The sequence below is a fragment of the Pseudoalteromonas sp. TB51 genome, from assembly GCF_000498055.1.
GTDB classification, from domain to species: domain Bacteria; phylum Pseudomonadota; class Gammaproteobacteria; order Enterobacterales; family Alteromonadaceae; genus Pseudoalteromonas; species Pseudoalteromonas atlantica.
Genome location: NZ_AUTO01000302.1, coordinates 25,241 through 47,961 on the forward strand (window position 1 = coordinate 25,241; position 22,721 = coordinate 47,961).

The following is a 22,721-nucleotide window of genomic DNA, read 5'->3' on the forward strand; positions in this document are numbered from 1 at the left end:
CTCTTGGCGCCTAATACCGGGTTGCTAAGAGCTGATACTGAAGGAATGTGATATCAAATGACTGATCTCGCCAATGAAATTCTGCCAGTCAATATTGAAGACGAGTTAAAAAACTCCTACCTTGATTACGCAATGAGCGTAATTGTAGGACGTGCATTACCAGACGTACGTGATGGTTTAAAACCTGTTCACCGCCGCGTTTTGTTTGCAATGAACGAGCTTAGTAATGACTGGAATAAGCCTTACAAAAAATCGGCCCGTGTGGTCGGTGACGTAATCGGTAAATACCACCCACACGGCGACAGTGCAGTTTATGACACCATCGTGCGTATGGCACAGCCATTCTCACTACGTTATATGCTTGTAGATGGCCAAGGTAACTTCGGTTCGGTTGATGGTGATTCAGCAGCGGCAATGCGTTATACAGAAGTACGTATGGCAAAAATGTCGCATGAGTTATTAGCCGATCTTGAAAAAGAAACGGTTGATTTCGTTCCTAACTACGACGGTACCGAACAAATTCCTGACGTTTTACCAACCAAAGTGCCTAACTTACTCGTTAACGGCTCATCGGGTATTGCGGTAGGTATGGCAACAAACATTCCACCACATAACTTAACTGAAGTGGTTAATGGTTGTTTAGCGCTTATTCAAAACCCTGATTTAACGATTCATGAATTAATGGATTACATTCCGGGTCCTGATTTCCCAACGGCTGCCATTATTAATGGTAAAAAAGGCATTGAAGATGCTTATTTAACCGGCCGTGGTAAAGTGTACATGCGTGCACGTGCCGACATCGAAACCGATGAAAAAACAGGCCGCGAAACCATTATCGTGCACGAAATTCCTTATCAGGTTAACAAAGCACGCTTAATTGAAAAAATTGCTGAGCTTGTTAAAGATAAAAAAATTGAAGGCATTAGTGCACTACGTGATGAATCAGATAAAGACGGTATGCGTATCGTTATTGAGATCAAACGTGGTGATGTAGGTGAAGTGATCCTAAACAACTTATATTCACAAACCCAGTTACAAACTGTGTTTGGTATGAATATGGTTGCATTAATTAACAACCAACCTAAGTGTTTCAACTTAAAAGAAATGCTTGAAGAGTTTGTTATTCACCGCCGTGAAGTGGTTACACGCCGTACCGTATTTGATTTACGTAAAGCGCGCGACCGTGCTCATACCCTTGAAGGTTTAGCAATTGCGCTTGCCAACATCGACCCAATTATTGAGCTTATTCGTAAATCGCCAACCCCAGCTGAGGCTAAAGTAGCCTTAACAGCTCGCCCATGGGATTTAGGTAACGTACAAGCTATGCTTGAAAAAGCAGGCGAAGACAACGTAGCACGCCCAGATTGGCTGGCAAGTGAGCTGGGTATTCGCGATGGTCAGTACTATATTTCTGAGCAGCAAGCACAAGCAATTCTTGATTTACGTTTACACAAACTAACCGGTCTTGAGCATGAAAAAATCTTAGCAGAGTACCAATCGCTGTTAGATTTAATTGCTGAGCTACTACATATTTTAGGTAGCCCTGAGCGTTTAATGGAAGTTATTCGTGATGAGTTAGTTGAAATTAAAGAGCAATATGGTGATGAGCGTCGTACAGAAATTAACGCGGCAGCACACGATATTAGCCTTGAAGATTTAATTAACGAAGAAGATGTTGTTGTGACCCTGTCGCACGAAGGTTACGTTAAGTATCAGGCATTGTCTGATTACGAAGCACAGCGCCGTGGTGGTAAAGGTAAGTCAGCAACGAAGATGAAAGATGAAGATTTCATTGAGCGTCTTTTAGTGGCTAATACCCACGATACCATTTTATGTTTCTCTACTGCGGGTCGTTTGTATTGGCTTAAAGTATACCAGTTACCACTGGCTAGTCGCGCCGCTCGCGGTAAGCCAATTGTTAACTTACTGCCACTTGAAGATGATGAACGCATTACTGCTATCTTACCTGTACGCGAGTACGAAGAAGATAAATACATTTTCATGGCAACTGCATTTGGTACTGTGAAGAAAACACCACTAACGGCATACAGCCGTCAACGTGCAAGCGGTATTATTGCGGTAAACCTTAACGAAGGCGATAGCCTAATTGGGGTTGATATTACCGACGGTAGCAACGAAATTATGTTGTTTACTGATGCAGGTAAAGTGGTACGCTTTAAAGAAGCGGAAGAGTCTGCTGTTGTTGATGAAAACGGCAACCCGGTACTTGACGAAGAAGGCAACCCTGAAATTCGTTTCAAAGGTGTTCGCCCTATGGGTCGTACTGCTACCGGTGTTCGTGGTATTAAAATGGCCGACGACCAACGCGTAGTGTCGTTAATTGTGCCTAAGTCTGATGGTGCTATTTTAACTGTGACTGAAAACGGTTACGGTAAACGTACTCAACTTGAAGATTACCCATCTAAGAGCCGTGCAACACAAGGTGTTGTATCTATTAAGGTGAGTGAGCGTAATGGCGCAGTAGTTGGCGCTGTACAAGTTGACGACAACGACGAAATAATGATTATTTCAAACCGTGGTACGCTAGTACGTACCCGCGTTAATGAAGTATCGACGGTTGGACGTAACACCCAAGGTGTTATTTTGATCAGAACTATTGACGAAGAGCAAGTAGTTGGTTTACAACGTATCGAAGAGATTGAAGTTACAGACAGTGACTTAGTTGATATTGAAGACGTTGAAACGGTTGATACAGTAAATGAAGAAGCAACGGATGATAATCCACCTTCTGAATAACTGAAATTGAAAAAGCGGCTAAGGCCGCTTTTTTTAATCATGTTGAAAAAAATTAATAATCCTTTTTTTGTTTATCAAAAGAGTTTAAATTACTGGAATGAGGCAAAGGTAATGAGTAAATATAATTTTTGTGCGGGGCCAGCTATGCTTCCACAAGCTGTTATGCAAAAAGCACAAAAAGAATTTTTAGACTGGCAAGACTTAGGCGTATCTGTGATGGAAATAAGCCATCGTAGTAAAGATTTTTTAGCGCTTACCGCAAAATGCGAAGCCAGTCTTCGTCGTTTAATGAACATTAGCGATGAATTTGAAGTGTTATTTATGCACGGTGGTGGTCGCGGTCAATTTAGCGCTGTGCCATTAAATTTACATCAAAATGGTAAAACGGCGGTTTACTGCGAGAACGGCGTTTGGTCTAAAAGTGCCACTGATGAAGCTAATAAATTTACTCAAACCCACTCAATCAACGTTAGAAATGACGCAAACGGGCTGTTTTCTATAAAAGAAGTGGCGCAGTGGGAGTTACCTGCAGATGCATCTTACATTCACTACTGCCCAAATGAAACAGTAGACGGCTTAGAGATTTTTGATGTGCCTAGTCACCCAACAGCGCCTATTATTGCTGATATGTCGTCGACTATTTTGTCGCGCGAAATTGACGTAAATAAATTTGATTTAATTTATGCCGGTGCACAAAAAAATATAGGTCCATCAGGTATAGCTATTGTTATTGTTCGCAAAACATTACTTGAGCGTGAAGGTTTAGCTAAACCTGGCATTTTAGATTACGCACTTGAAGCAAAACAAGGCAGCATGTTTAATACACCGCCTACTTTTGCATGGTATTTAGCAGCTGAAGTATTTGAATGGCTAGAGCAAAACGGTGGCGTTAAGGCAATGGAAGCACAAAATATTGCTAAAGCTAAGCTGCTTTATGACTTTATTGATGAATCGCCTTTTTATACTAATAAAGTAGCGACGCATTGTCGTTCGCGTATGAATGTACCGTTTTGGCTAAACGATGAAAGCTTAAACGAAAAGTTTGTAACGCAATCTAAAGAAGCCGGCTTACTTGCCCTGGAAGGGCACCGAATTGTAGGCGGTATGCGCGCAAGTATCTATAACGCAATGCCACTTGCAGGTGTGCAAGCCTTGGTTGACTTTATGGCGGCATTTGCAAAGGAGCACAGCTAATGGAACAACTTCGTTTAGAGCCTATTTCTCGTGTAAATGGCAGTGTGACCTTACCAGGGTCTAAAAGCCTATCAAACCGTATTTTATTATTAGCAGCGCTGGCTCAAGGGACTACTGTTGTAGAAAACCTGTTAGATAGCGATGATATTCGCCATATGTTGGGTGCATTAAAACTACTAGGTGTTAACGTAACGCTTAATGATGATCGCACTGTAGCCACCGTAGAAGGGGTTGGCGGTGTATTTAAAACCCCAAGTGAACCTTTATTTTTAGGCAATGCAGGTACTGCTTATCGTCCTTTAACCGCGGTACTCGCAGCTGTAGCTGGGGAGTATGAGCTTATAGGTGAGCCGCGCATGGAAGAGCGCCCAATAGGGCACTTGGTCGATGCGCTCCAAGCACTTGGCGGCGATATTACCTACACAAAACATAAAGACTACCCACCACTAAAAATAATTGGTGGGCAAATTAAAAGCGGTACTGTTGAAATTGATGGCAGTATTTCTAGCCAATTTTTAACAGCATTGCTAATGGCTGCCCCTTTATTTAGTGGTGATACGCAAATTACCATTAAGGGTACTTTGGTCTCTAAGCCTTACATTGATATAACGTTAGATGTAATGGCGCGTTTTGGGGTGACTGTTGAGCACAGCGACTATACAACATTTAAAGTTAAAGGCGGCCAACAATACCAATCACTAGAGCGTATTATGGTGGAGGGTGATGCATCATCAGCGTCTTACTTTGTTGCGGCAGCGGCTATTGCCGGTGGCGAAATTGAAATCAAAGGCGTGGGCGCTAAATCAGTTCAAGGTGATATTGGTTTTGCTAAAGTGATGGAACAAGTTGGTGCTGAAATAAAATGGTATGACGAGCGTTTAGTTGTTCGCAAAGGTGAATTAAAAGGTGTAGATATTGACGCTAACGCTATCCCTGATGCGGCAATGACACTTGCTACGGTTGCTTTATTTGCTAAAGGGCCTACAGCTATTCGCAATATTTATAACTGGCGTGTAAAAGAAACCGACCGTTTATATGCTATGGCAACTGAACTTCGTAAAGTGGGTGCCGAGGTTGTAGAAGGTGAAGATTTTATCGAAATTACACCACCGAGTGCATTCAATGATGTGGCTATAGATACGTATGACGATCACCGCATAGCGATGTGTTTTGCAATGGTTGCCGTAGGCGGAAAGCCTATTACAATCAACGATCCTAAGTGTACATATAAAACTTTTCCAACCTTTTTCAAGGTTTTAGCATCAGTGAGTGAGTAGGCTTTTTATAAATAATTATAAAAAGTTACACACTAAAGCGGATCTATTTGCAGAAGTGACGTATAATATCGCGGTTTTATTTAGGTGTGCATTGCAGGAGGTTTTAAATGCAGGCGTTATTAATGCCCGTAATCACCGTTGATGGCCCAAGTGGTTCAGGTAAAGGAACTGTTTGTCGCTTGTTAGCCGACAAATTGGGGTGGGATGTATTGGATAGCGGCGCAATTTACCGTGTATTATCCCTTGCCGCACTTCATCACCAAATAGCATTAGACAACGAAGAAGCGCTTGTCCCGCTTGCTGCAAACTTAGATGTGCAGTTTTTGGTTGATAGCCAAACTAATGCTGGAAAAGTTATTTTAGAGGGCGAAGATGTAACCTCGACAATTCGTAATGAAGAGGTTGGGGCAGCTGCTTCGAAAGTGGCTGCATTACCCCGTGTACGTGAAGCGTTACTTCGACGCCAGCGTGCGTTTAAAACCGAACGGGGCTTAATTGCTGATGGCCGAGATATGGGCACCGTGGTTTTTCAAGACGCACTATTAAAAATATATTTAACCGCTAGTGCACAAGAACGCGCGCGCAGACGTTATGTTGAGTTGAATGAGCGCGGCCTTGATGTTACACTAAGTGGTCTATTACAGGACATTCAAGCTCGTGATGAGCGCGATATGAATCGCACCGTTGCGCCGCTTGTTCCTGCTGATGATGCAATTGAAATAGACACAAGCGAGCTTAACGCTCAGCAAGTGTTTGATAAAGTTATAACTTTAGTAGATATTGCTATCTCACAAGGCAAGCTTCCTAAACGAAGCTAAACACATTTTATGCACCAGCAGGACGCCAGTGCTATTTTAACAACCCCATGCAGCATGGTTGCTTATTGGTATTAATATATGAGACGTATATTCGTATGTCAGAAAATTTTGCGCAGTTATTTGAAGAAAGCTTAAAGGGTTTTGAAGCAGAGCAAGGCTCTATTGTTAAAGGTACAGTAATCTCTATCGAGAATAACATTGTACTTGTAGATGCTGGTCTTAAATCAGAAAGTGCTATCCCTGCAGAGCAGTTCAAAAATGCTGCTGGTGAACTAGAAGTTGCTGTAGGCGACGAAGTAGATGTTGCACTAGATGCAATCGAAGACGGTTTCGGCGAAACTATCCTTTCTCGTGAGAAAGCGAAGCGTCACGAAGCGTGGATCCGTCTTGAGAAAGCATGTGAAGAGCAAGAGACTGTTACTGGTGTTATCAACGGTAAAGTTAAAGGCGGTTTCACAGTTGAAGTTGATTCAATCCGTGCTTTCCTACCTGGTTCACTTGTTGATGTTCGTCCAGTACGTGACACAACTCACCTTGAAGGCAAAGAGCTTGAATTTAAAGTAATCAAGCTTGACCAAAAACGTAACAACGTTGTTGTTTCACGTCGTGCAGTTATCGAATCTGAAAACTCACAAGAACGTGAAGAGCTTCTTGCTAACCTTGTTGAAGGTCAAGAAGTTAAAGGTATCGTTAAGAACCTTACTGACTACGGTGCATTCGTTGACCTTGGTGGTGTTGATGGTCTACTACACATCACTGATATGGCGTGGAAGCGTGTTAAGCACCCTTCAGAAATCGTTAATGTTGGCGACGAAATCGCAGTTAAAGTTCTTAAATTCGACAAAGATAAAACTCGTGTATCTCTAGGCCTTAAACAGCTTGGCGAAGATCCATGGGCAGCTATCGCTGGTCGTTACCCAGAAGGTTCTAAGCTTTCTGGTCGTGTAACTAACCTTACTGATTACGGTTGCTTCGTAGAAATCGAAGAAGGCGTTGAAGGTCTAGTTCACGTTTCTGAAATGGATTGGACTAACAAGAACATCCACCCTTCAAAAGTTGTTTCACTAGGTGACACTGTTGAAGTTATGGTTCTTGAAATCGACGAAGAACGTCGTCGTATTTCTCTTGGTCTTAAGCAATGTATTGCTAATCCTTGGCAGGAATTTGCTCGTCTACAAAACAAAGGCGACCAAGTTACTGGTAAGATCAAATCAATCACTGACTTCGGTATCTTTATCGGTCTTGACGGTGGTATTGATGGTCTTGTACACCTTTCAGACATTTCTTGGAACACGCCTGGCGAAGAAGCTGTACGTGAATTCAAGAAAGGCGACGAAATCACTGCTATCGTATTGCAAGTTGACCCAGAGCGTGAACGTATCTCTCTAGGTGTTAAGCAAATCGAAGCTGACCCGTTCAATAACTACCTTGATGCAAACAAAAAAGGTGCTATTGTTAAAGGTAAAGTGACTGAAGTTGATGCGAAAGGCGCAACTGTAGAGCTTATCGAAGGCGTTGAAGGTTACATCCGTGTAGCTGATATCGCTCAAGAGCGCGTTGAAGATGCAACAACTGTTGCTTCTGTAGGCGACGAAATCGAAGCTAAATACGTTGGCGTTGATCGTAAGAACCGCACTTTAAGCTTATCTGTTAAAGCTCTTTTCGAAGCAGAAGAGAAAGAAGTACTAGAGAAGCTTAAGAAAGAAGAGCCAGTGTTTGAAAACGCAATGGCAGCTGCTTTCGCAAATGCACAAAAAGACTAATTACTAATTAGTTTTTAATTGGAAGGGCAGTTTTGCCCTTCCACTATTCTCTTTAAGGAAACGCTATGACTAAGTCAGAACTGATAGAAACACTTGCCGAACAGCACGCACACGTTCCAGTGAAAGATGTTGAAAATGCAGTAAAAGAAATTCTTGAACAAATGGCCGGCTCATTATCTACTTCAGATCGTATTGAGATCAGAGGTTTTGGTAGTTTCTCTTTGCATTACCGCGCTCCTCGCACAGGTCGTAATCCTAAGACTGGCGATACAGTAGAGCTTGATGGTAAGCATGTACCTCATTTTAAACCAGGCAAAGAATTACGCGACCGCGTAAACGAGAGTATTGCCTAGTTAACCAGTTGGAGTAGTTACTTGTTTAAGGTATTAAAAATTATTCTGGTTGTACTATGCCTATTTTGCGCATTTTTATTGGGTTCTCAAAATCCACAATTAGTACAAATCAATTATATTATTGCCAGTAATACCTTGCCACTCGCTGTAATAATAAGTATCTGCTTTATACTGGGTGTAATAATAGGGTGTTTTATTAGCTTTAAATTGTTTTCTAAATTAAAGTGGCAAAATTACCGCTTAAAAAAACAATTAGCGCCAGAAAAAAATAATAGTAAGCTTATTGCTAATAAAGACACCTAATCATGATTGAGCTTTTGTTTTTACTACTGCCTGTTGCTGCCGGTTATGGCTGGATTATGGGCAAAAATAGTGCAAAAAACCAAGCTCATCAACTCAATCGCCAAATCACTTCAGAATACAGTAAAGGCTTAAAGTTTTTACTAGACAGAGAAGAAGATCAGGGCTTAGAGCATCTAATAAACCTATTAGAAGTGGCTGCTGACTCTGTTGACCACTATTCAACCCTTGCTACTATGTTTCGCCGAAGAGGCGAGCTTGACCGCGCAATAAAAATTCATGAACTCCTTTTAAAACACCCAAGTTTAAATGAACAACAAGCTGCCGNGTGCAGAAGAGCATTTAGTGTGGCTTGTTAAAGCTGGGCATGAACAAGCACTTGACCCAATTATTACTTTATACTCGCAAACCCGAGAGTGGGAAAAGGGCATTAATATGTTCGAAGCCCATAGTGAGTTATTCGTTAAAGAGCAGCATTTTAAAGCAATTGCTAATTTTTACAGCGAAGCTGCCTTAAGCGAAAATAAACCGCAATTAATGAACAAAGCCATTAGCTTAAATTACAAAGCGGTTCGCCCTTTGTACGAATTAGGGTTATCGGCTTACACAAGTGAAGACTACGTAAAAGCAATTTACTATTGGCGTGAACTCGTTTGCCAATTTACGTTATTTGCGCCTTTGTTTATTGACCAGCTTGCACATAGTTATAAGCAGTTAAATTTAACACATCAGTTTCATGATTTATTATGTGACTTGCTCGATAAAGGTGGGGTGCTAATAAAAATAAAACATTGCCAAGCACTGTTAGAGCAAGGAAATACTAAACAGGCATTTGAGTTTTTAACCGACAGCTTAAAACGTCAGCCTACAATTCGAGGTTTTAGTTTTTTACTACAGCTAATGGGTGATAAAAATCCAAATACCAAAGAAGTACTTGATGAAATTGATAAGCTAGTTACGTCGTATATAGCTACAAAACCAGACTTTCAATGCCAACATTGTGGTTTTACAAGCCACACTATTTATTGGAACTGCCCATCTTGTAAACATTGGGAAACCATTGTGCCAAGTAGAGGCCTAGACGGATTTTAATAACCCCCAACTATTTATAACTTTACTGCCATTCATTAGGATAGTTATGTCTTTAGAAGATACAAAAAAAGTTCTTATTGCCCTAGATTACGATTCACAAGACGCGGCTCTTAATTTTGTAAAAAAACTCTCACCAGATACGTGTCGCTTAAAAGTAGGTAAAGAAATGTTTACTTATTTTGGCCCTGCATTCGTTAAACAGTTAATCGATTTAGGCTTTGACGTATTTTTAGATTTAAAATTTCATGATATCCCTAATACAGTGGCAAAAGCGGTCACCGCAGCGGCTAATATGGGCGTTTGGATGGTAAACGTTCATGCATCAGGTGGTTTTGAAATGATGAATAAGGCAAAGCAGGCACTTGAAAAGTTTGGTGATAAAGCACCTTTATTAATAGCAGTGACAGTGCTAACCAGCATGGACGAAGCTGAACTAAAGCGTTTGGGTGTTGAAAAATCAGCGCAAGAACAAGTTATTCATTTAGCTAAATTAACAAAAGAAGCAGGGCTTGATGGCGTAGTATGTTCTGCCCAAGAAGCGAAAGCGCTAAAAGCACAATTAGGTAGCGAGTTTAAGCTAGTTACTCCAGGCATTCGCCCTGCTGGTAGTGATGTGGGTGACCAAAAACGCATTATGACACCTAAGCAAGCTATTGAAGCGGGTAGCGATTACTTAGTGATTGGTAGACCGATCACACAATCGTCAGATCCGGTACAAACTTTAACTGATGTTAATAAATCACTAGTTTAAGTTAACAAAAAGCAATTATTTAGTGCTAAACCCCTTTTATGAATACATTTTTATGCTACATTAGTACTAAGAATGCAGTAAGGGGTTTATTTTGAAGTTAATTTTTGGATCTATTTTAATTGTTGTTGCAGGTTTTTCAGTAAATAAATATGTTTTTTCTAGTAAAGCTTATGATGGAGTAGCGACGATTACTGACTTAGTCGCAAATTACCCTGTCGATTTATTTGAATTTAAGCAAACCATGCATGGCTACGCACACCACTTATGCTATAAAAATGAAGAGCGCTTAACGCGCCAAAACGTAACTACGTCAGATTGCATTTCAAATCACGACGACAAACAAAGTGAATGTGAAAATAAAGTATTTAGGTTGGCGCCACTAAGCTTAGAAACCAAAGCTGAGATACTTGATTATTCAAAGCAATATACAGAATGTACGTTGCCGTATAAGCGTATTATGGGCTAATGCCTGTTAGTAATTCCCTAATTATTTTTGAAGGGTAAACCTAGTGTTAGCTTTGTTTAAAAAATTTTATTTACGCGAAGGTGAGGGCAGAGAATAGGGCAATATAAGTGCCGTTAGTGATAATAGCTAAATAACTTTTTTGTTCATCAAAACGTTTTATCATCTTTGAATAATCATTTAATTAAACTATTTAGAAAAAATTTAACTATAAGCGCCAACATAATGTTAGCGCTTATAAAAAGTGTACAACTATTTTAAGCGGATAGATTTGGCTTCTATGTCTATCAAGCCTTGCTTAAATAAACCACCAATAGCTTTTTTGTAGTTAGCTTTACTGGTTGAAAATACTTTTTTGATAAGCTCAGGCTCAGATTTATCACCAATGGCTAGTATGCCGCCTTCGTTTTTAAGCTTTTCCATTATTTTATCGCCAAGTTCACTTACTTTACCCATGCCGGGCTTTTCAAGTATAACGTCGATTTTTCCGTCTTCTCGTACTTTTTGAACAAACCCTTTAAGCTTTTGCCCTACAAATAAGTTTTTAAATACCATGTTGTAAAACACAACCCCAAAGTGAGACTCTTCAATAAGCACTTTGTAGCCAATATCTGTTTTACCAGCAACAATTAAATCAACTTCTTGAAGATGAGTGTACTCAGGCTCATCTTTTGATAAAAAGCGATTAAAGTTGCTTGATGCACAAATACGTTGGCTCGCATTATCTAAATATAAGCGAACTAAGTAAGAATGACCTTCTTGCATACGTGGTTTTTGCTCGTTAAATGGAGCTAAAACATCTTTCTCAAGACCCCAATCTAAAAAAGCGCCAATGCTATTTATTTCTTTAACACGAAGCAGCGCGTATTCGCCTACTTGGGCATGAGGTTTTTTTACTGTTGCTGTAGGTAAATTGGCGTTATCTAAAAAGATAAAAACGCTTATGCTATCGCCAGCTTCAAGTTCATCTTTAATTTCGTGTTTTGGTAAAAACACTTCCCCTAAATCGTGGCCATCAAGGTAAGCACCTTCATTGCTCACTTCTTTTACAAATAAGGTTTGTGTTGTTCCTAGGTAACTCATAATTATTCCTGCTCAGGCTTTTTTTTACGGCGCATTGGTGAATTGCCATCAATGTTCATCGGGGCTTTTATAGGTGCAGCTGGTTTTTTAGGTTTTGCCTTGCGTTTAACTTGCGGCTTTTTCACCTGTGCAACTTTTTTAGTTTTTACAGCGGCTGTTGCAGGCTTTTTCTCTTTTATACCTTTAAATTTAGCTTTAAGGCCATCAACGCTTGCAAAAACCAACTCGTCGTTCAAAAACGACTTAATTGCTAAGTAGCTTGCCCAGTCTTTAGGGCCTACTAGCGATAATGCATTACCTTTAAATCCGGCGCGGCCTGTACGACCTATACGGTGTACATACTCTTCAGCGTGTTTTGGTAAATCAAAATTGATTACGTGCGTTACACTTAATAAGTCCAATCCTCGCGAAGCAACATCAGTGGTGATCAAAATTTTAAAGTTTTCGCGGCTAAACGAGTCCATGATCTCTAGGCGTTTGCTCTGTGTTAAATCGCCAGCTAAAGCCACCGATTTAAAACCTTTTGCATTTAATGCTTCACTTAAACGGCTGGTATCGGCACGGGTTGCTGTAAATATAATACATTGTCCAACATCATCTTGTTTTAAAAAATGCTCAAGTAACGCTTCTTTATGATCAAGGTGATCGGCTAAATAGAGTGTTTGTTTAATATCACTGTGTTGCTCGTTAGCGGCACTCAGTGTAATTTGTTTTGGCTTTTTTAATAAATTACGCGATAGGGCATCTACTTGAGCGTGATCTAGTGTCGCTGAAAACAACAATGTTTGGCGCAAGCGGTGATTAGCTTGCTCGTTAATCATTTTCAGCTGTTCAGTAAAACCTAAGTCTAAAATACGGTCGGCTTCATCAAAAATTAATAGCTCTAACCCGCTTAATTGTAATGAGCGTTTTGTGATGTGATCGGCCAAACGCCCAGGGGTTGCCACAACAAAGTGCGGGTCGTTACGAAGGGCTTTAATTTGATCGTTAAAGTTCTCGCCACCGAGTATTTTTACAGCTTTAATGTTTGTGCCCGCAATTAATAAACGCAACTGCGTAAATACTTGCGTTGCAAGCTCACGGGTTGGTGCAACGATGAGGACACGTGGATCGCGTTTACTGAGCGCTTTTTGTTTCATAACTCGCTGAACAGCAGGTAATAAAAACGCTAATGTTTTGCCCGACCCAGTTTTAGACTGAGCAAAAATGTCATGCCCTGCAAGTGCGGTAGGCACTGCATGTGCTTGAATATCTGTGGGCTGGGTGATCCCTTGATGTGCTAATTGTGTTTCAAGGCGAGTATCAATCCCAAGATCAGTAAAGTGCAAAGTCGTGTTCTCCAATGTGCAACTTAAATTAATGGCCGCATTATAGCTTACACAAGGGTTATGCCGACAGTAAAAACCATTCTAACGCGCTATTTTTTGCAATTAATTATAAAAAGCGTAAAATACGCGCCCCATATGCGCCGGATTTACGATTCGGTAAACGCCACTTAAGGCTATCAAAGCAAAATAGGAAGTAAAATGACTGCTGTTCATAAAGATGATGTAACAAACGAGCACTTTGTAGTGTGTGCAATGTACAAATTTGTAGGTTTGCCAAATTTTGAAGCACTACGTAAACCCCTTTTAGAGGTGATGGAAGCAAACGAAGTACGCGGTACTTTATTGCTTGCTGCTGAAGGTATTAACGGTACTGTATCGGCTAAGCGCGAAGGAATAGATAACTTACTTGCGTGGTTAGACACACAAGAAAACCTAAAAGACATAGTGACTAAAGAATCATTCGATGATGAATGCCCGTTTTACCGCACTAAAGTAAAGCTAAAAAACGAAATTGTTACTATGGGCGTTGAAGGGGTTGACCCACTAAAAGTAGTGGGAAGCTATGTTAAGCCTAAAGAGTGGAATGCATTAATATCAGACCCTGAAGTGATTTTGATTGATACACGTAACGATTACGAAATTGAAATTGGCACTTTTCAAAATGCAGTCGATCCTAATACCAAAACTTTCCGAGAGTTCCCTCAGTGGGCTAAAGAAAATTTAGACCCAGAAAAACACAAAAAAGTAGCCATGTTTTGTACCGGTGGTATTCGCTGTGAGAAATCAACGGCTTACATGAAAGAGCAAGGGTTTGATGAAGTTTACCACCTTGAAGGCGGTATTTTAAAATACCTAGAAGAAGTGCCAAAAGAAGAAACAATGTGGGAAGGCGAGTGTTTTGTTTTTGATAATCGTGTAGCAGTAAATCATGATTTACAAAAAGGCTCTTACGATCAATGTCATGCGTGTCGTATGCCGATTACAGAAGAAGAAAAGCAAAAGCCAGAATACATGGAAGGTGTTTCGTGTCATCACTGTATTGATAATGTAACCGATGAGCAACGTGCTCGTTTTGCTGAGCGTCAAAAGCAAATAGAATTAGCACAAGCACGTGGTGAAGGGCACATTGGTAATGAAGCGCAAGCGGTTTTACAACAACGTAAAGAAGCTAAAAAAGCACAAAAAGAAGCCCAGCGCGGTAAATAATCTTTAACTACCTATTATCTACATAGCCCAGTTTATACTGGGCTTTTTTATTTATATAGCCACTTTTTAGTTTAATCCTGCCTGTATTTGTATAAATGCTTAGTCATTAGGCGCCTTTTTCAAAAATTAATTGGTATTACCAATTTAATTTCATCTTATAGTTTTGCTAATTTATCGTTCTATCCTACCTATTGATCAATCAGCTGTTAGACTTCGTAAGGTAATGGAAATAATAATTAATTAAGGTGTTACTTTGAAATCGCAAAACTTTTTAATCGGTGTGCTTAGTTCGCTGCTGTTTTTCAGCCTTCCTGCAATGAGCGCGAACGTTGTTGTACAAAAAATTGCCCTTGAAAGTGCTAAACAACAAGTGCAAGCGGTAGGAAGTACAGAGGCAATACATTCGGTTGTAATGTACCCTGCAGTAGGCGATAGAGTAACAGGCGTTTTTTTTAAGCCAGGTGATAAAGTAAAAAAAGGCGATACTTTACTCGAACTTGATTCTCGTAGGCAAAAAGCAGCGCTTGATGAGGCTAAAATTAAACTTGCCGACACCCAGCGAATACTAAAACGATTAGAACAAAGTCAGGCCAAAGGCGCAGTACCTAAAAGCGATGTTGATGATGCTAAAACCGTTGTAGAGCTTGCCAAAGTCACCCTCATACAGGCTCAAACTGAGCTTGAAGACAGAAAAGTAATTGCGCCGATAAATGGCATTATGGGTTTAACAGATGTTGAGGTAGGCGATAGAATAACCGAGCAAACGCCCATTGCCACAATAGATGACACAACAAGCCTGTACATAAATTTTAACGCACCGGAGTCGGCTATCAGTATGCTGCGTAATAAAAGCAGCTTAACGGTGTTTCCTTGGCAATCAGACACTGCCATTAACGCTGATATTGCCTATTTAGACTCACGCGCAGACCCACAAACTCGTACTTTACGTGTTAAAGCCAGGCTAAATAATGAAAAACAACAATTTTTACCTGGTATGAGCTTTAGAGTACATATTGAAGTGTTAGGCGAGCATTTTGCTGCAGTTCCTGAGGCTGCATTACTGTGGGGGGCAACAGGCCCGTATGTATGGACCAGCGTTGATAAAAAAGCCACACGTGTTGATGTAAAAATAGAGCAGCGCTTGGCGGGGCGATTATTGGTTTCTGGGCCGTTAAATAAAGGCGATACTTTAGTAATTGAAGGGGTACAACGCTTACGTGCAGGCCAAGAGCTAAGCTTTAATTTACCCGCGCAAGATACGCAGGAGTAGGTATGAAACAGCAGCCTATGATGCAAGATTTACCCTCAATGGCGATTCGCCGCCCAGTACTTATTGTGGTGCTTAACTTATTAATTATTATTGCAGGTATTGCTGCTATTGCGGGTGTTGAAGTAAGAGAGCTTCCTGATGTAGATAGACCACGTATTACGGTTTCGGCGCCATTTCCTGGCGGCTCGCCTGAGACCGTTGATACCGAAGTAACCAGCAAATTAGAAGGCGCAGTAGCGCGTGTAAGTGGCGTTAAATCAATACGTGCACAAAGTGAAGAGGGAAATGCACGTATTGTGGTCGAATTTAGACCAGGCATAAACTTAGATGACGCCGCGAATGAAACGCGTGAGTCTATTGCACGTGTAGAGCGAGACCTTCCAGAGGAAGTAGAACGTGTTTCTATTATTAAAGCCGACAACGACGCCGAAGCAGTTGTATCTCTGACTGTTTCAAGTGAAAGTTTATCGCTTGAAGCACTTACCGAGCGCGTAAATGTTGACTTAGCGCCGCAATTTTTAACTATTCCGGGTGTCGCAGATGTACGCTTAAACGGAGATAGAGAACGCGTATTAAGAGTACGAATAGACCCGCTAAAACTAAGTAGCTTTAATTTAACAGTGCCCGATGTAGCACAAGTGCTTAGCCAAGCACCGTTTGATGTGCCAGCAGGGAGTTTAAAGTCAAACGATCAGCAAATTATTGTACGTGCCGATGCAACCTCTATTACTCCAGAGCAAGTTGGCGATATTATAATACAAGGCGATACCCGAATTAGTGATATTGCGGCTGTGTATTTTGGCCCTGCCGATCCGCGCTCTATGGTAAGGCTAAACGGTAAGCCCGTTATTGGCATGGAAATTATTCGACAAGCACAATCAAATACAATTGAAATATCAGATGAAGTGCTCAAGCTTATTACAAGCATGCAAACGCGCTTTCCAGAAATGGAATTTACACTTACCTCCGATGACGCACAATTTATAAGAAGCTCAGTAGATGAAGTAATTTACTCTTTATTACTTACAGTATTGTTAGTGGTTGTCACTTTGTGGGTATTTATTGGCTCTTGGCGCGCCACTTTAGTGCCTGCTTTTGCTATTCCTGTTGCTTTAATAGGGTCTTTAGCACTTATTTGGGCACTGGGTTTTTCAATAAATATTTTAACCTTGTTGGCGCTTGTATTAGCCACAGGCTTAATTGTTGATGATGCCATAGTAGTAAGTGAAAATATTCAGCGCCAGCGGGGGCTAGGTTTAGGGCGTCGGGCAGCTGCTGTAATAGGCACTCGCGAAGTGTTTTTTGCTGTTGTAGCAACCACGGCTGTACTTGTCGCTGTATTTATACCTATTGCGTTTTTACCCTCTACTGCGGGTCGCTTATTTAGAGAGTTTGGTGGAGTACTTGCCGGTGCGGTAATTATATCAAGCTTTGTGGCACTTTCATTAGTGCCTGCTCTTACCTCCAAATTAAAGTTGAAGCAGGGCGGTTTTCACCCATTTGCTAAACTAGGCCATTGGTTGGGTGGTATTTATACAAAAACAATTCATAAAGTGCTTAACCACGCATGGCTTACGTTTGCGCTCTGTTTATTGGTTGCAGCAGGCTCAGGGGCGTTGTACGCCAGTTTAGACAGCGAGCTTTTGCCAACAGAAGACCGAGGAAAAATTCGTATATTTGCACGTGGCCCAGATGGTGTAGGGCTAAACTTTATGGATAGGCAGGCGATAAAAATGGAAGATATTTTACTTCCTTTTGTCGATAGCGGCGAAATTGAGTCAATTTATACTGTGGTAGGCCAATGGGACCCTAATATTGTGTTTATTACTGTGCCATTAAAGCATTGGGATGAGCGCCATTTTAGCCAACAAGAAATTATTAATAAGATACGCCAGCCACTTGGCGATATTCCAGGAGCACCGGCTTACCCAGGTGGGGCTAATAGTTTAAATCTACGTGGTCAAGGGGGAGGCGTTGAAATCGCGCTGCTTGGGCAAGATTATTTGCAAATATTTAAAGCGGCTCAGCAGTTTTCTGCGGCATTAGAAAAAGCCGTTCCTGAGGTGGCACCTGTGCGTATTTCGTATCAGCCATCGCAACCACAACTTAGAGTAAATATAGACAGACGCCGTGCACAAGAGCTCGGTGTATCGCTAGACGACATTGCCATTACTTTGCGCGCAGCAATAAATGGCGACGATGTAGAAGATTTAAACATTGGCGATCAGTCTGTGCCAATTATGCTACAAGCGCAAAACCAAACCATAAACAGTCCAAGTGATTTGGCTAATTTATATATCAGAGCGGGTAATAGCAGTTTAGTACCATTAAGTAGTGTGGCCTATATTTCTGAAGAAGGCGTGGCTGCAGAGCTTGAACGTCATGCCCAGCGCCGCTCAATAGAGCTCAGTATGGAGTTGCCAGAATCGTTAACCATTGCTGCTTTAGTAGAGCAAATAAAAACGGTGTCTGAGCAATCGTTAGAGCCAGGTATTGCACTAGCGTTTAAAGGCGAAGCGCTAACGTATGAAGAAACATCCAGCGAAGTACTTGTAACTTATGTACTTGCTTTTTTAATTGTATTTTTAGTATTGGCTGCTCAATTTGAAAATGTAAATAGTGCCATTGTGGTTATGATAACCGTTCCCTTTGGTATTACCTCGGCCATATTAGCGCTTTATTTAACCGGCACGTCGTTAAATATTTACTCTCAAATTGGTTTAGTGATGCTGATAGGCTTAATCGCTAAAAACGCAATTTTGCTTGTTGAATTTGCAGACCAATTACGCGATCAAGGCTTGACGGTCAGAAAAGCCGTCGAGCAAGCTGCGCTGGTACGTTTACGCCCAATTACGATGACTCTTATATCTACTCTACTTGGAGCATTGCCGTTAATTCTCTCTACAGGCGCAGGGGCTGAGGCCCGAAATGCAATTGGCTGGGTGGTGTTTGGCGGCTTAGCACTTGCGGTGTTGTTTACGCTTTATCTTACTCCGGTAATTTACTTAGGCTTAGCACGCTTTACCACGCCAAGGGGGGATGAATCTAAGCAGCTCGCACAAGAGCTTGAAAAAATCTAACCTTAAAGCCATGCTCAGCAACGTTTTTAAATTAAAAGTGTACTGGGCATGGTTATGGCTTGATTGGCACTACTTGTTTGTTAAGATAGCCACTTAAGCATATACATGCCTTTTTGTGTGGCCACAAGGAATTCCCAATGCAAGCCGAACAAGTTGAAATTGCGCAGTTTTTAGCGCAGCACCCGCCATTTGATGACTTACCGACAAACGCTTTAAACGAGCTTGCGCAACAAGTTGAGGTAGCTTACTACCGCTCGCAAACTGATATTTTAACGTTAGGCCAAGACATCGCTGATTTATTTATAATTCGCAGTGGCTCTGTGGAAATTTATCGTCGTAATAATGAGCTTTATAACCGCTTAGATGTGGGCGGTATTTTTGGCCAAATGGGCTTGTTGATGAATCGTAAAGTGCGCTTTCCTGCAAAGGCACTCGAAGACACCCTAGTGTATTGTATTAACTTTACGCTGTTTAACCGTTTTTGTGACGAGTTTGACGGCTTTGCTGATTACTTTGAAGCCGATGGCAATGTGCGCCTTCGCCAAGCGTTAGTTGAGCAAGCCGACAGCAACGATTTAACAACCGCCAAAGTTAAATCGCTCATTCATCGCGATGTGGTAACGCTAAGTACGCAAACCACCATACAAGATGTTGCTAAAGTAATGACAGAAGAAGCGGTATCTTCTGTGTTAGTTACCGATTTAGACAAACCAATAAGCGACGACCCAGAAGAAGACGATGGGCAAATCGTAGGTATTATTACCGACCGCGATATACGCACAAAAGTGGTAGCCGAAGGCCTTGGGCTTGATGTTACCGCAGATAAAATTATGTCGACTAATCTTGTACTGCTTGATTCAAATGCCTATGTATTTGAAGCCGTCCTTGCCATGCTGCGCGACAATTTGCACCACTTACCCGTGGTACAAAAGCGCCGACCCATTGGTGTTATTTCGCTATCCGATATTTTAAGGTACGAGTCGCAAAGTAGTTTACTCTTGGTACGCGGTATTTTAGCGCAGCAAACCATTGAAGATTTAGCACATTACGCGCGCCAGCTGCCCAATGTATTTGTACGTATGGTAAACGAAGATGCTAATTCACATATGATTGGTACGGCAATGGCGGTAATAGGGCGTACTTTTAAACAGCGCTTATTAGTACTAGCTGAAGAAAAATATGGCCCNCCCGCCGCCAGTACCTTACTGTTTTATAGCGTTAGGCTCTATGGCGCGAGATGAACAACTTATTGTAACAGATCAAGATAACGCGCTTATTTTGGATGACAATTACGATGATGAAAAACACAACGAGTACTTTCAAAATATTTCTGATTTTGTGTGTGATGGCTTAGCGCAATGTGGTTATACCTATTGCAGCGGCGAAATTATGGCCTCGTTCAAAAAATGGCGTAAAACACGCTCGCAATGGTTTGATCAATTCTCACAGTGGATAGCCTTACCTAAACCACAAGCACTGCTTAACAGCTCAATATTTTTTGATTTAGATGGGGTGTGGGGTAAAACAAAATGGGCCGACGAGCTTAAAATTTTTATTGCTAAACAAAGTAAACAAAACCGTGTGTTTTTAGCAAATATGGCCGCCAATGCCCGAAACCGCACACCGCCACTTGGTTTTTTTAAAGGCTTTGTGCTTGAGCATAACGGCCAGCATAAGCGCTCAATGAACTTAAAACGCAGAGGCACCGCGCCGCTTTCTGATGTGATAAGAGTGCATGCACTCGCGATAGGCTCTCGTAAGCAAAATTCGTTTGAACGCCTTGAAGATATTATTGAATCGCGCCTGTTACCTGAGGGTAAAGCACAAGATTTACGTGACGCGTTAGAATACATTGCCATGATGCGAATTCGCCATCAAGCATGGCAAATAGAGCAAGAAGAAGAGCCCGATAACGACATAGACCCGCATTTACTTTCGCCGTTTGAGCAACGCAACTTAAAAGAAGCGTTTGCCATACTCGAAAAAGCACAAAGCTACTTAAAGTTTAGTTACTCAGCCAATGCGGGTGTTAAGTAACGAATGGCTAAGCAATCGTATTTTGACTGGCAGGCTCATTATAAAACACTGGCTAACAACGCTAAAAATGAGCATTTAAAAGCGTTTTATCAGCACGCTTATGGTGAAACGCACACACCCATAAAAGACATTTCGTTTGTGGCTCTTGATTTTGAGACAACCGGTCTAAATAGTGAGGTAGACGATATAGTCAGTATTGGCTTAGTCCCCTTTACAATGCAAAGAGTATATTGCACACATGCTAAGCATTGGGTAGTACAGCCTCGTAAAAGCTTAAGCGAGGAGTCGATTGTTATTCATGGTATTACGCATTCAGAAGTGGATGATGCTCCCGATTTAACCTCTCGACTAGGGCCGCTACTTAATGCACTTAGTGGTAAAGTGGTGGTGGTACATTATGCAGCGATAGAGCGGCACTTTTTAAACAATGCATTACTTACGAGAATTAACGAAGGGATCCAGTTTGCATTAGTCGATACCATGGAAATTGAGCAACGAGCGTTGCGCGCCCGCCAAGGCTTAATAGGGCGTTTGTTTAATCAAAAGGTAGGCTCACTTAGACTCACAGATTGCCGCAGCCGATACTCTTTGCCTGCTTATCATAATCACAATGCGCTAACTGATGCATTAGCCACAGCAGAGCTGTTGATTGCACAGCTGCAATACCATTACCGCGATGATACGCCACTGGCTGAATTACTAAGTTAAATCTATTTTTAAATTTTAGCGAATGCAATACAGGTTTAAATTATTAACCAGCGTTTAGCTTAGCCAATAAAAACGCCGCATATTATGCGGCGTTTTTTATTGTTTACTGGCAAGCGACTAATTATTTAACAGCGCGAGGCTCAGTACGTAATCCTAATAATAGGCTTACACACATTAGTAGTAACACTAAAGTAAACGGAAGACCTGTTGAAACAGCACCCGCTTGTAATGCTTGAATCGCCTCTGTACCGCCTATCCATAATAGAGCAGCAGCAATAGAGCCCTCAACCGTAGCCCAAAAGATGCGTTGTGGTACTGGCGCATCCACTTTACCGCCTGCTGTAATTGAGTCGATAACTAATGAACCCGAGTCAGAAGAGGTAATGAAAAACACTAATACTAAAACCACAGCTAGGAACGAAAGCACGCTCGACATAGGCAGTTCGTCTAGCATTTGGAACATCGCCATAGGCACATCGGTTAAACCGTTTACGCCTAAGCTACCAACACCTTGAACAACTTGGTCTATTGCAATGCCGCCGTAAATAGACATCCATAAAATAGTAACCGCAGTAGGAATTAATAATACAGCGATTAAAAACTCTCTAATTGTACGACCACGAGAAACACGCGCAATAAACATACCTACAAACGGTGACCACGAAATCCACCATGCCCAGTAAAATACAGTCCACCCGTGCATCCATGTTTCGTCTTCACGCCCATGGGGGTTGCTCAGTGGAATAATATTTTCAACATAACCCATAACCGTATTTGGTACGTTACCGATTGCCACAGCAAAACCAACTAAACCAACAAACAGAAGTAAGGCAAATGCAATGAGCATGTTTATATTACTAAGGACCTTTACGCCGCCATCAATGCCGCGTACTACTGAGATAATAGCTAGTAAGGTAACGCCAATAATAACCAATAATTGTGCGCCTACGCCGCCATCAGTTCCAAATACATGGTTAATACCTGCAGAAGCCTGCTGCGCGCCTAAACCTAACGAGGTTGCAAGGCCAAACAAAGTGGCAAGCACGGCAAGAATATCAATAATATGACCAGGCCAACCCCAAGCTCTGTCGCCTAATAGTGGATAAAAAATTGAACGGATTGATAAAGGAAGACCTTTATTATAAGTAAAAAACGCAAGTGAGAGCGCTACAACGGCATAAATAGCCCACGGGTGAAGACCCCAGTGAAACATGGTTGCACCCATGGCTACTTTTGCAGCC

At 41.5% G+C, this 22,721-nt stretch carries 16 protein-coding genes and 2 pseudogenes; 15 read left to right on the forward strand and 3 right to left on the reverse strand.

From position 1 onward, the window contains the following. The first annotated feature begins 57 nt into the window (after nt 1–57). The 10 genes and pseudogenes from gyrA to L650_RS0118285 all read left to right on the forward strand — a co-directional run bounded on the left by gyrA (nt 58) and on the right by L650_RS0118285 (nt 10,771). Complete coding sequence (gene gyrA / locus L650_RS0118240; protein WP_024034094.1) at nt 58–2,757, forward strand: DNA topoisomerase (ATP-hydrolyzing) subunit A; 2,700 nt, start codon at nt 58–60, stop codon at nt 2,755–2,757. Between the two features lie 111 nt (nt 2,758–2,868). After that, the gene (serC, locus tag L650_RS0118245; protein ID WP_029773999.1) at nt 2,869–3,951 is read left to right on the forward strand and encodes a 3-phosphoserine/phosphohydroxythreonine transaminase; all 1,083 of its coding nucleotides are present in this window, start codon (nt 2,869–2,871) and stop codon (nt 3,949–3,951) included. Then, nucleotides 3,951–5,228, forward strand: a complete 1,278-nt coding sequence (gene aroA / locus L650_RS0118250; protein WP_029774000.1) for a 3-phosphoshikimate 1-carboxyvinyltransferase — start codon at nt 3,951–3,953, stop codon at nt 5,226–5,228. Before serC ends, aroA begins: the two co-directional genes overlap by 1 nt. A 107-nt stretch (nt 5,229–5,335) precedes the next feature. Then, nucleotides 5,336–6,046, forward strand: a complete 711-nt coding sequence (cmk, locus tag L650_RS0118255) for a (d)CMP kinase (RefSeq protein ID WP_029774001.1) — start codon at nt 5,336–5,338, stop codon at nt 6,044–6,046. 95 nt (nt 6,047–6,141) lie between these two features. Continuing rightward, a complete protein-coding gene (rpsA, locus tag L650_RS0118260; protein WP_004587871.1) occupies nt 6,142–7,809 on the forward strand; it encodes a 30S ribosomal protein S1 in 1,668 nt (555 codons plus the stop codon). A gap of 65 nt (nt 7,810–7,874) precedes the next feature. Beyond that, on the forward strand, nt 7,875–8,162 hold the full coding sequence (gene ihfB, locus L650_RS0118265) for an integration host factor subunit beta (protein WP_004587872.1): 288 nt from the start codon (nt 7,875–7,877) through the stop codon (nt 8,160–8,162). A gap of 21 nt (nt 8,163–8,183) precedes the next feature. Beyond that, entirely contained in the window at nt 8,184–8,465 is a 282-nt protein-coding gene (locus L650_RS0118270) for a lipopolysaccharide assembly protein LapA domain-containing protein (RefSeq protein WP_004587873.1), read from the forward strand. A 2-nt stretch (nt 8,466–8,467) separates the two neighbouring features. Next, a pseudogene (locus L650_RS0118275) lies at nt 8,468–9,554 on the forward strand (lipopolysaccharide assembly protein LapB). Between the two features lie 46 nt (nt 9,555–9,600). Beyond that, nucleotides 9,601–10,305, forward strand: coding sequence for an orotidine-5'-phosphate decarboxylase (pyrF, locus tag L650_RS0118280; RefSeq protein WP_024034097.1), 705 nt, complete (start codon nt 9,601–9,603; stop codon nt 10,303–10,305). Nucleotides 10,306–10,396: 91 nt separating this feature from the next. Beyond that, the gene (locus tag L650_RS0118285) at nt 10,397–10,771 is read left to right on the forward strand and encodes a hypothetical protein (RefSeq protein ID WP_004587876.1); all 375 of its coding nucleotides are present in this window, start codon (nt 10,397–10,399) and stop codon (nt 10,769–10,771) included. A 249-nt stretch (nt 10,772–11,020) separates the two neighbouring features. Here the strand turns inward: L650_RS0118285 and L650_RS0118290 are convergent, their stop codons facing one another. Continuing rightward, nucleotides 11,021–11,851, reverse strand: coding sequence for a S1 RNA-binding domain-containing protein (locus L650_RS0118290; protein WP_029774002.1), 831 nt, complete (start codon nt 11,849–11,851; stop codon nt 11,021–11,023). Nucleotides 11,852–11,853: 2 nt separating this feature from the next. Beyond that, nucleotides 11,854–13,179: a DEAD/DEAH box helicase gene (locus L650_RS0118295; RefSeq protein WP_029774003.1), complete on the reverse strand. Its 1,326-nt coding sequence runs from the start codon at nt 13,177–13,179 to the stop codon at nt 11,854–11,856. Nucleotides 13,180–13,377: 198 nt separating this feature from the next. Here L650_RS0118295 and L650_RS0118300 point away from each other — a divergent pair, with 198 nt between their 5' ends. The 5 genes and pseudogenes from L650_RS0118300 (at nt 13,378) to L650_RS0118325 (ending at nt 21,480) form a co-directional block, all read left to right on the forward strand. Next, nucleotides 13,378–14,385: a rhodanese-related sulfurtransferase gene (locus L650_RS0118300; protein ID WP_029774004.1), complete on the forward strand. Its 1,008-nt coding sequence runs from the start codon at nt 13,378–13,380 to the stop codon at nt 14,383–14,385. 253 nt (nt 14,386–14,638) lie between these two features. Further along, the gene (locus L650_RS0118305) at nt 14,639–15,655 is read left to right on the forward strand and encodes an efflux RND transporter periplasmic adaptor subunit (RefSeq protein ID WP_029774005.1); all 1,017 of its coding nucleotides are present in this window, start codon (nt 14,639–14,641) and stop codon (nt 15,653–15,655) included. Between the two features lie 2 nt (nt 15,656–15,657). After that, nucleotides 15,658–18,735, forward strand: coding sequence for an efflux RND transporter permease subunit (locus L650_RS0118310; RefSeq protein ID WP_029774006.1), 3,078 nt, complete (start codon nt 15,658–15,660; stop codon nt 18,733–18,735). 137 nt (nt 18,736–18,872) lie between these two features. Continuing rightward, nucleotides 18,873–20,772 (forward strand): annotated as a pseudogene (locus L650_RS0118320) (DUF294 nucleotidyltransferase-like domain-containing protein). Between the two features lie 3 nt (nt 20,773–20,775). Continuing rightward, nucleotides 20,776–21,480 carry a 3'-5' exonuclease gene (locus tag L650_RS0118325; RefSeq protein ID WP_029774007.1) on the forward strand — a complete coding sequence of 235 codons (705 nt, stop codon included), beginning with the start codon at nt 20,776–20,778 and terminating at the stop codon, nt 21,478–21,480. A 121-nt stretch (nt 21,481–21,601) separates the two neighbouring features. On the opposite strand, the gene L650_RS0118330 is transcribed toward L650_RS0118325, so the two are convergent. Next, nucleotides 21,602–22,721: BCCT family transporter (locus tag L650_RS0118330; RefSeq protein WP_029774008.1), on the reverse strand; the 1,120-nt coding region annotated here is incomplete at its 5' end.

Coding starts and splice junctions, on each gene's coding strand:
- gyrA (WP_024034094.1), top strand. CDS start 58: ATGACTGATCTCGCCAATGAAATTCTGCCAGTCAATATTGAAGACGAG.
- serC (WP_029773999.1), top strand. CDS start 2,869: ATGAGTAAATATAATTTTTGTGCGGGGCCAGCTATGCTTCCACAAGCT.
- aroA (WP_029774000.1), top strand. CDS start 3,951: ATGGAACAACTTCGTTTAGAGCCTATTTCTCGTGTAAATGGCAGTGTG.
- cmk (WP_029774001.1), top strand. CDS start 5,336: ATGCAGGCGTTATTAATGCCCGTAATCACCGTTGATGGCCCAAGTGGT.
- rpsA (WP_004587871.1), top strand. CDS start 6,142: ATGTCAGAAAATTTTGCGCAGTTATTTGAAGAAAGCTTAAAGGGTTTT.
- ihfB (WP_004587872.1), top strand. CDS start 7,875: ATGACTAAGTCAGAACTGATAGAAACACTTGCCGAACAGCACGCACAC.
- pyrF (WP_024034097.1), top strand. CDS start 9,601: ATGTCTTTAGAAGATACAAAAAAAGTTCTTATTGCCCTAGATTACGAT.
- L650_RS0118290 (WP_029774002.1), bottom strand. CDS start 11,851: ATGAGTTACCTAGGAACAACACAAACCTTATTTGTAAAAGAAGTGAGC.
- L650_RS0118300 (WP_029774004.1), top strand. CDS start 13,378: ATGACTGCTGTTCATAAAGATGATGTAACAAACGAGCACTTTGTAGTG.
- L650_RS0118310 (WP_029774006.1), top strand. CDS start 15,658: ATGAAACAGCAGCCTATGATGCAAGATTTACCCTCAATGGCGATTCGC.
- L650_RS0118325 (WP_029774007.1), top strand. CDS start 20,776: ATGGCTAAGCAATCGTATTTTGACTGGCAGGCTCATTATAAAACACTG.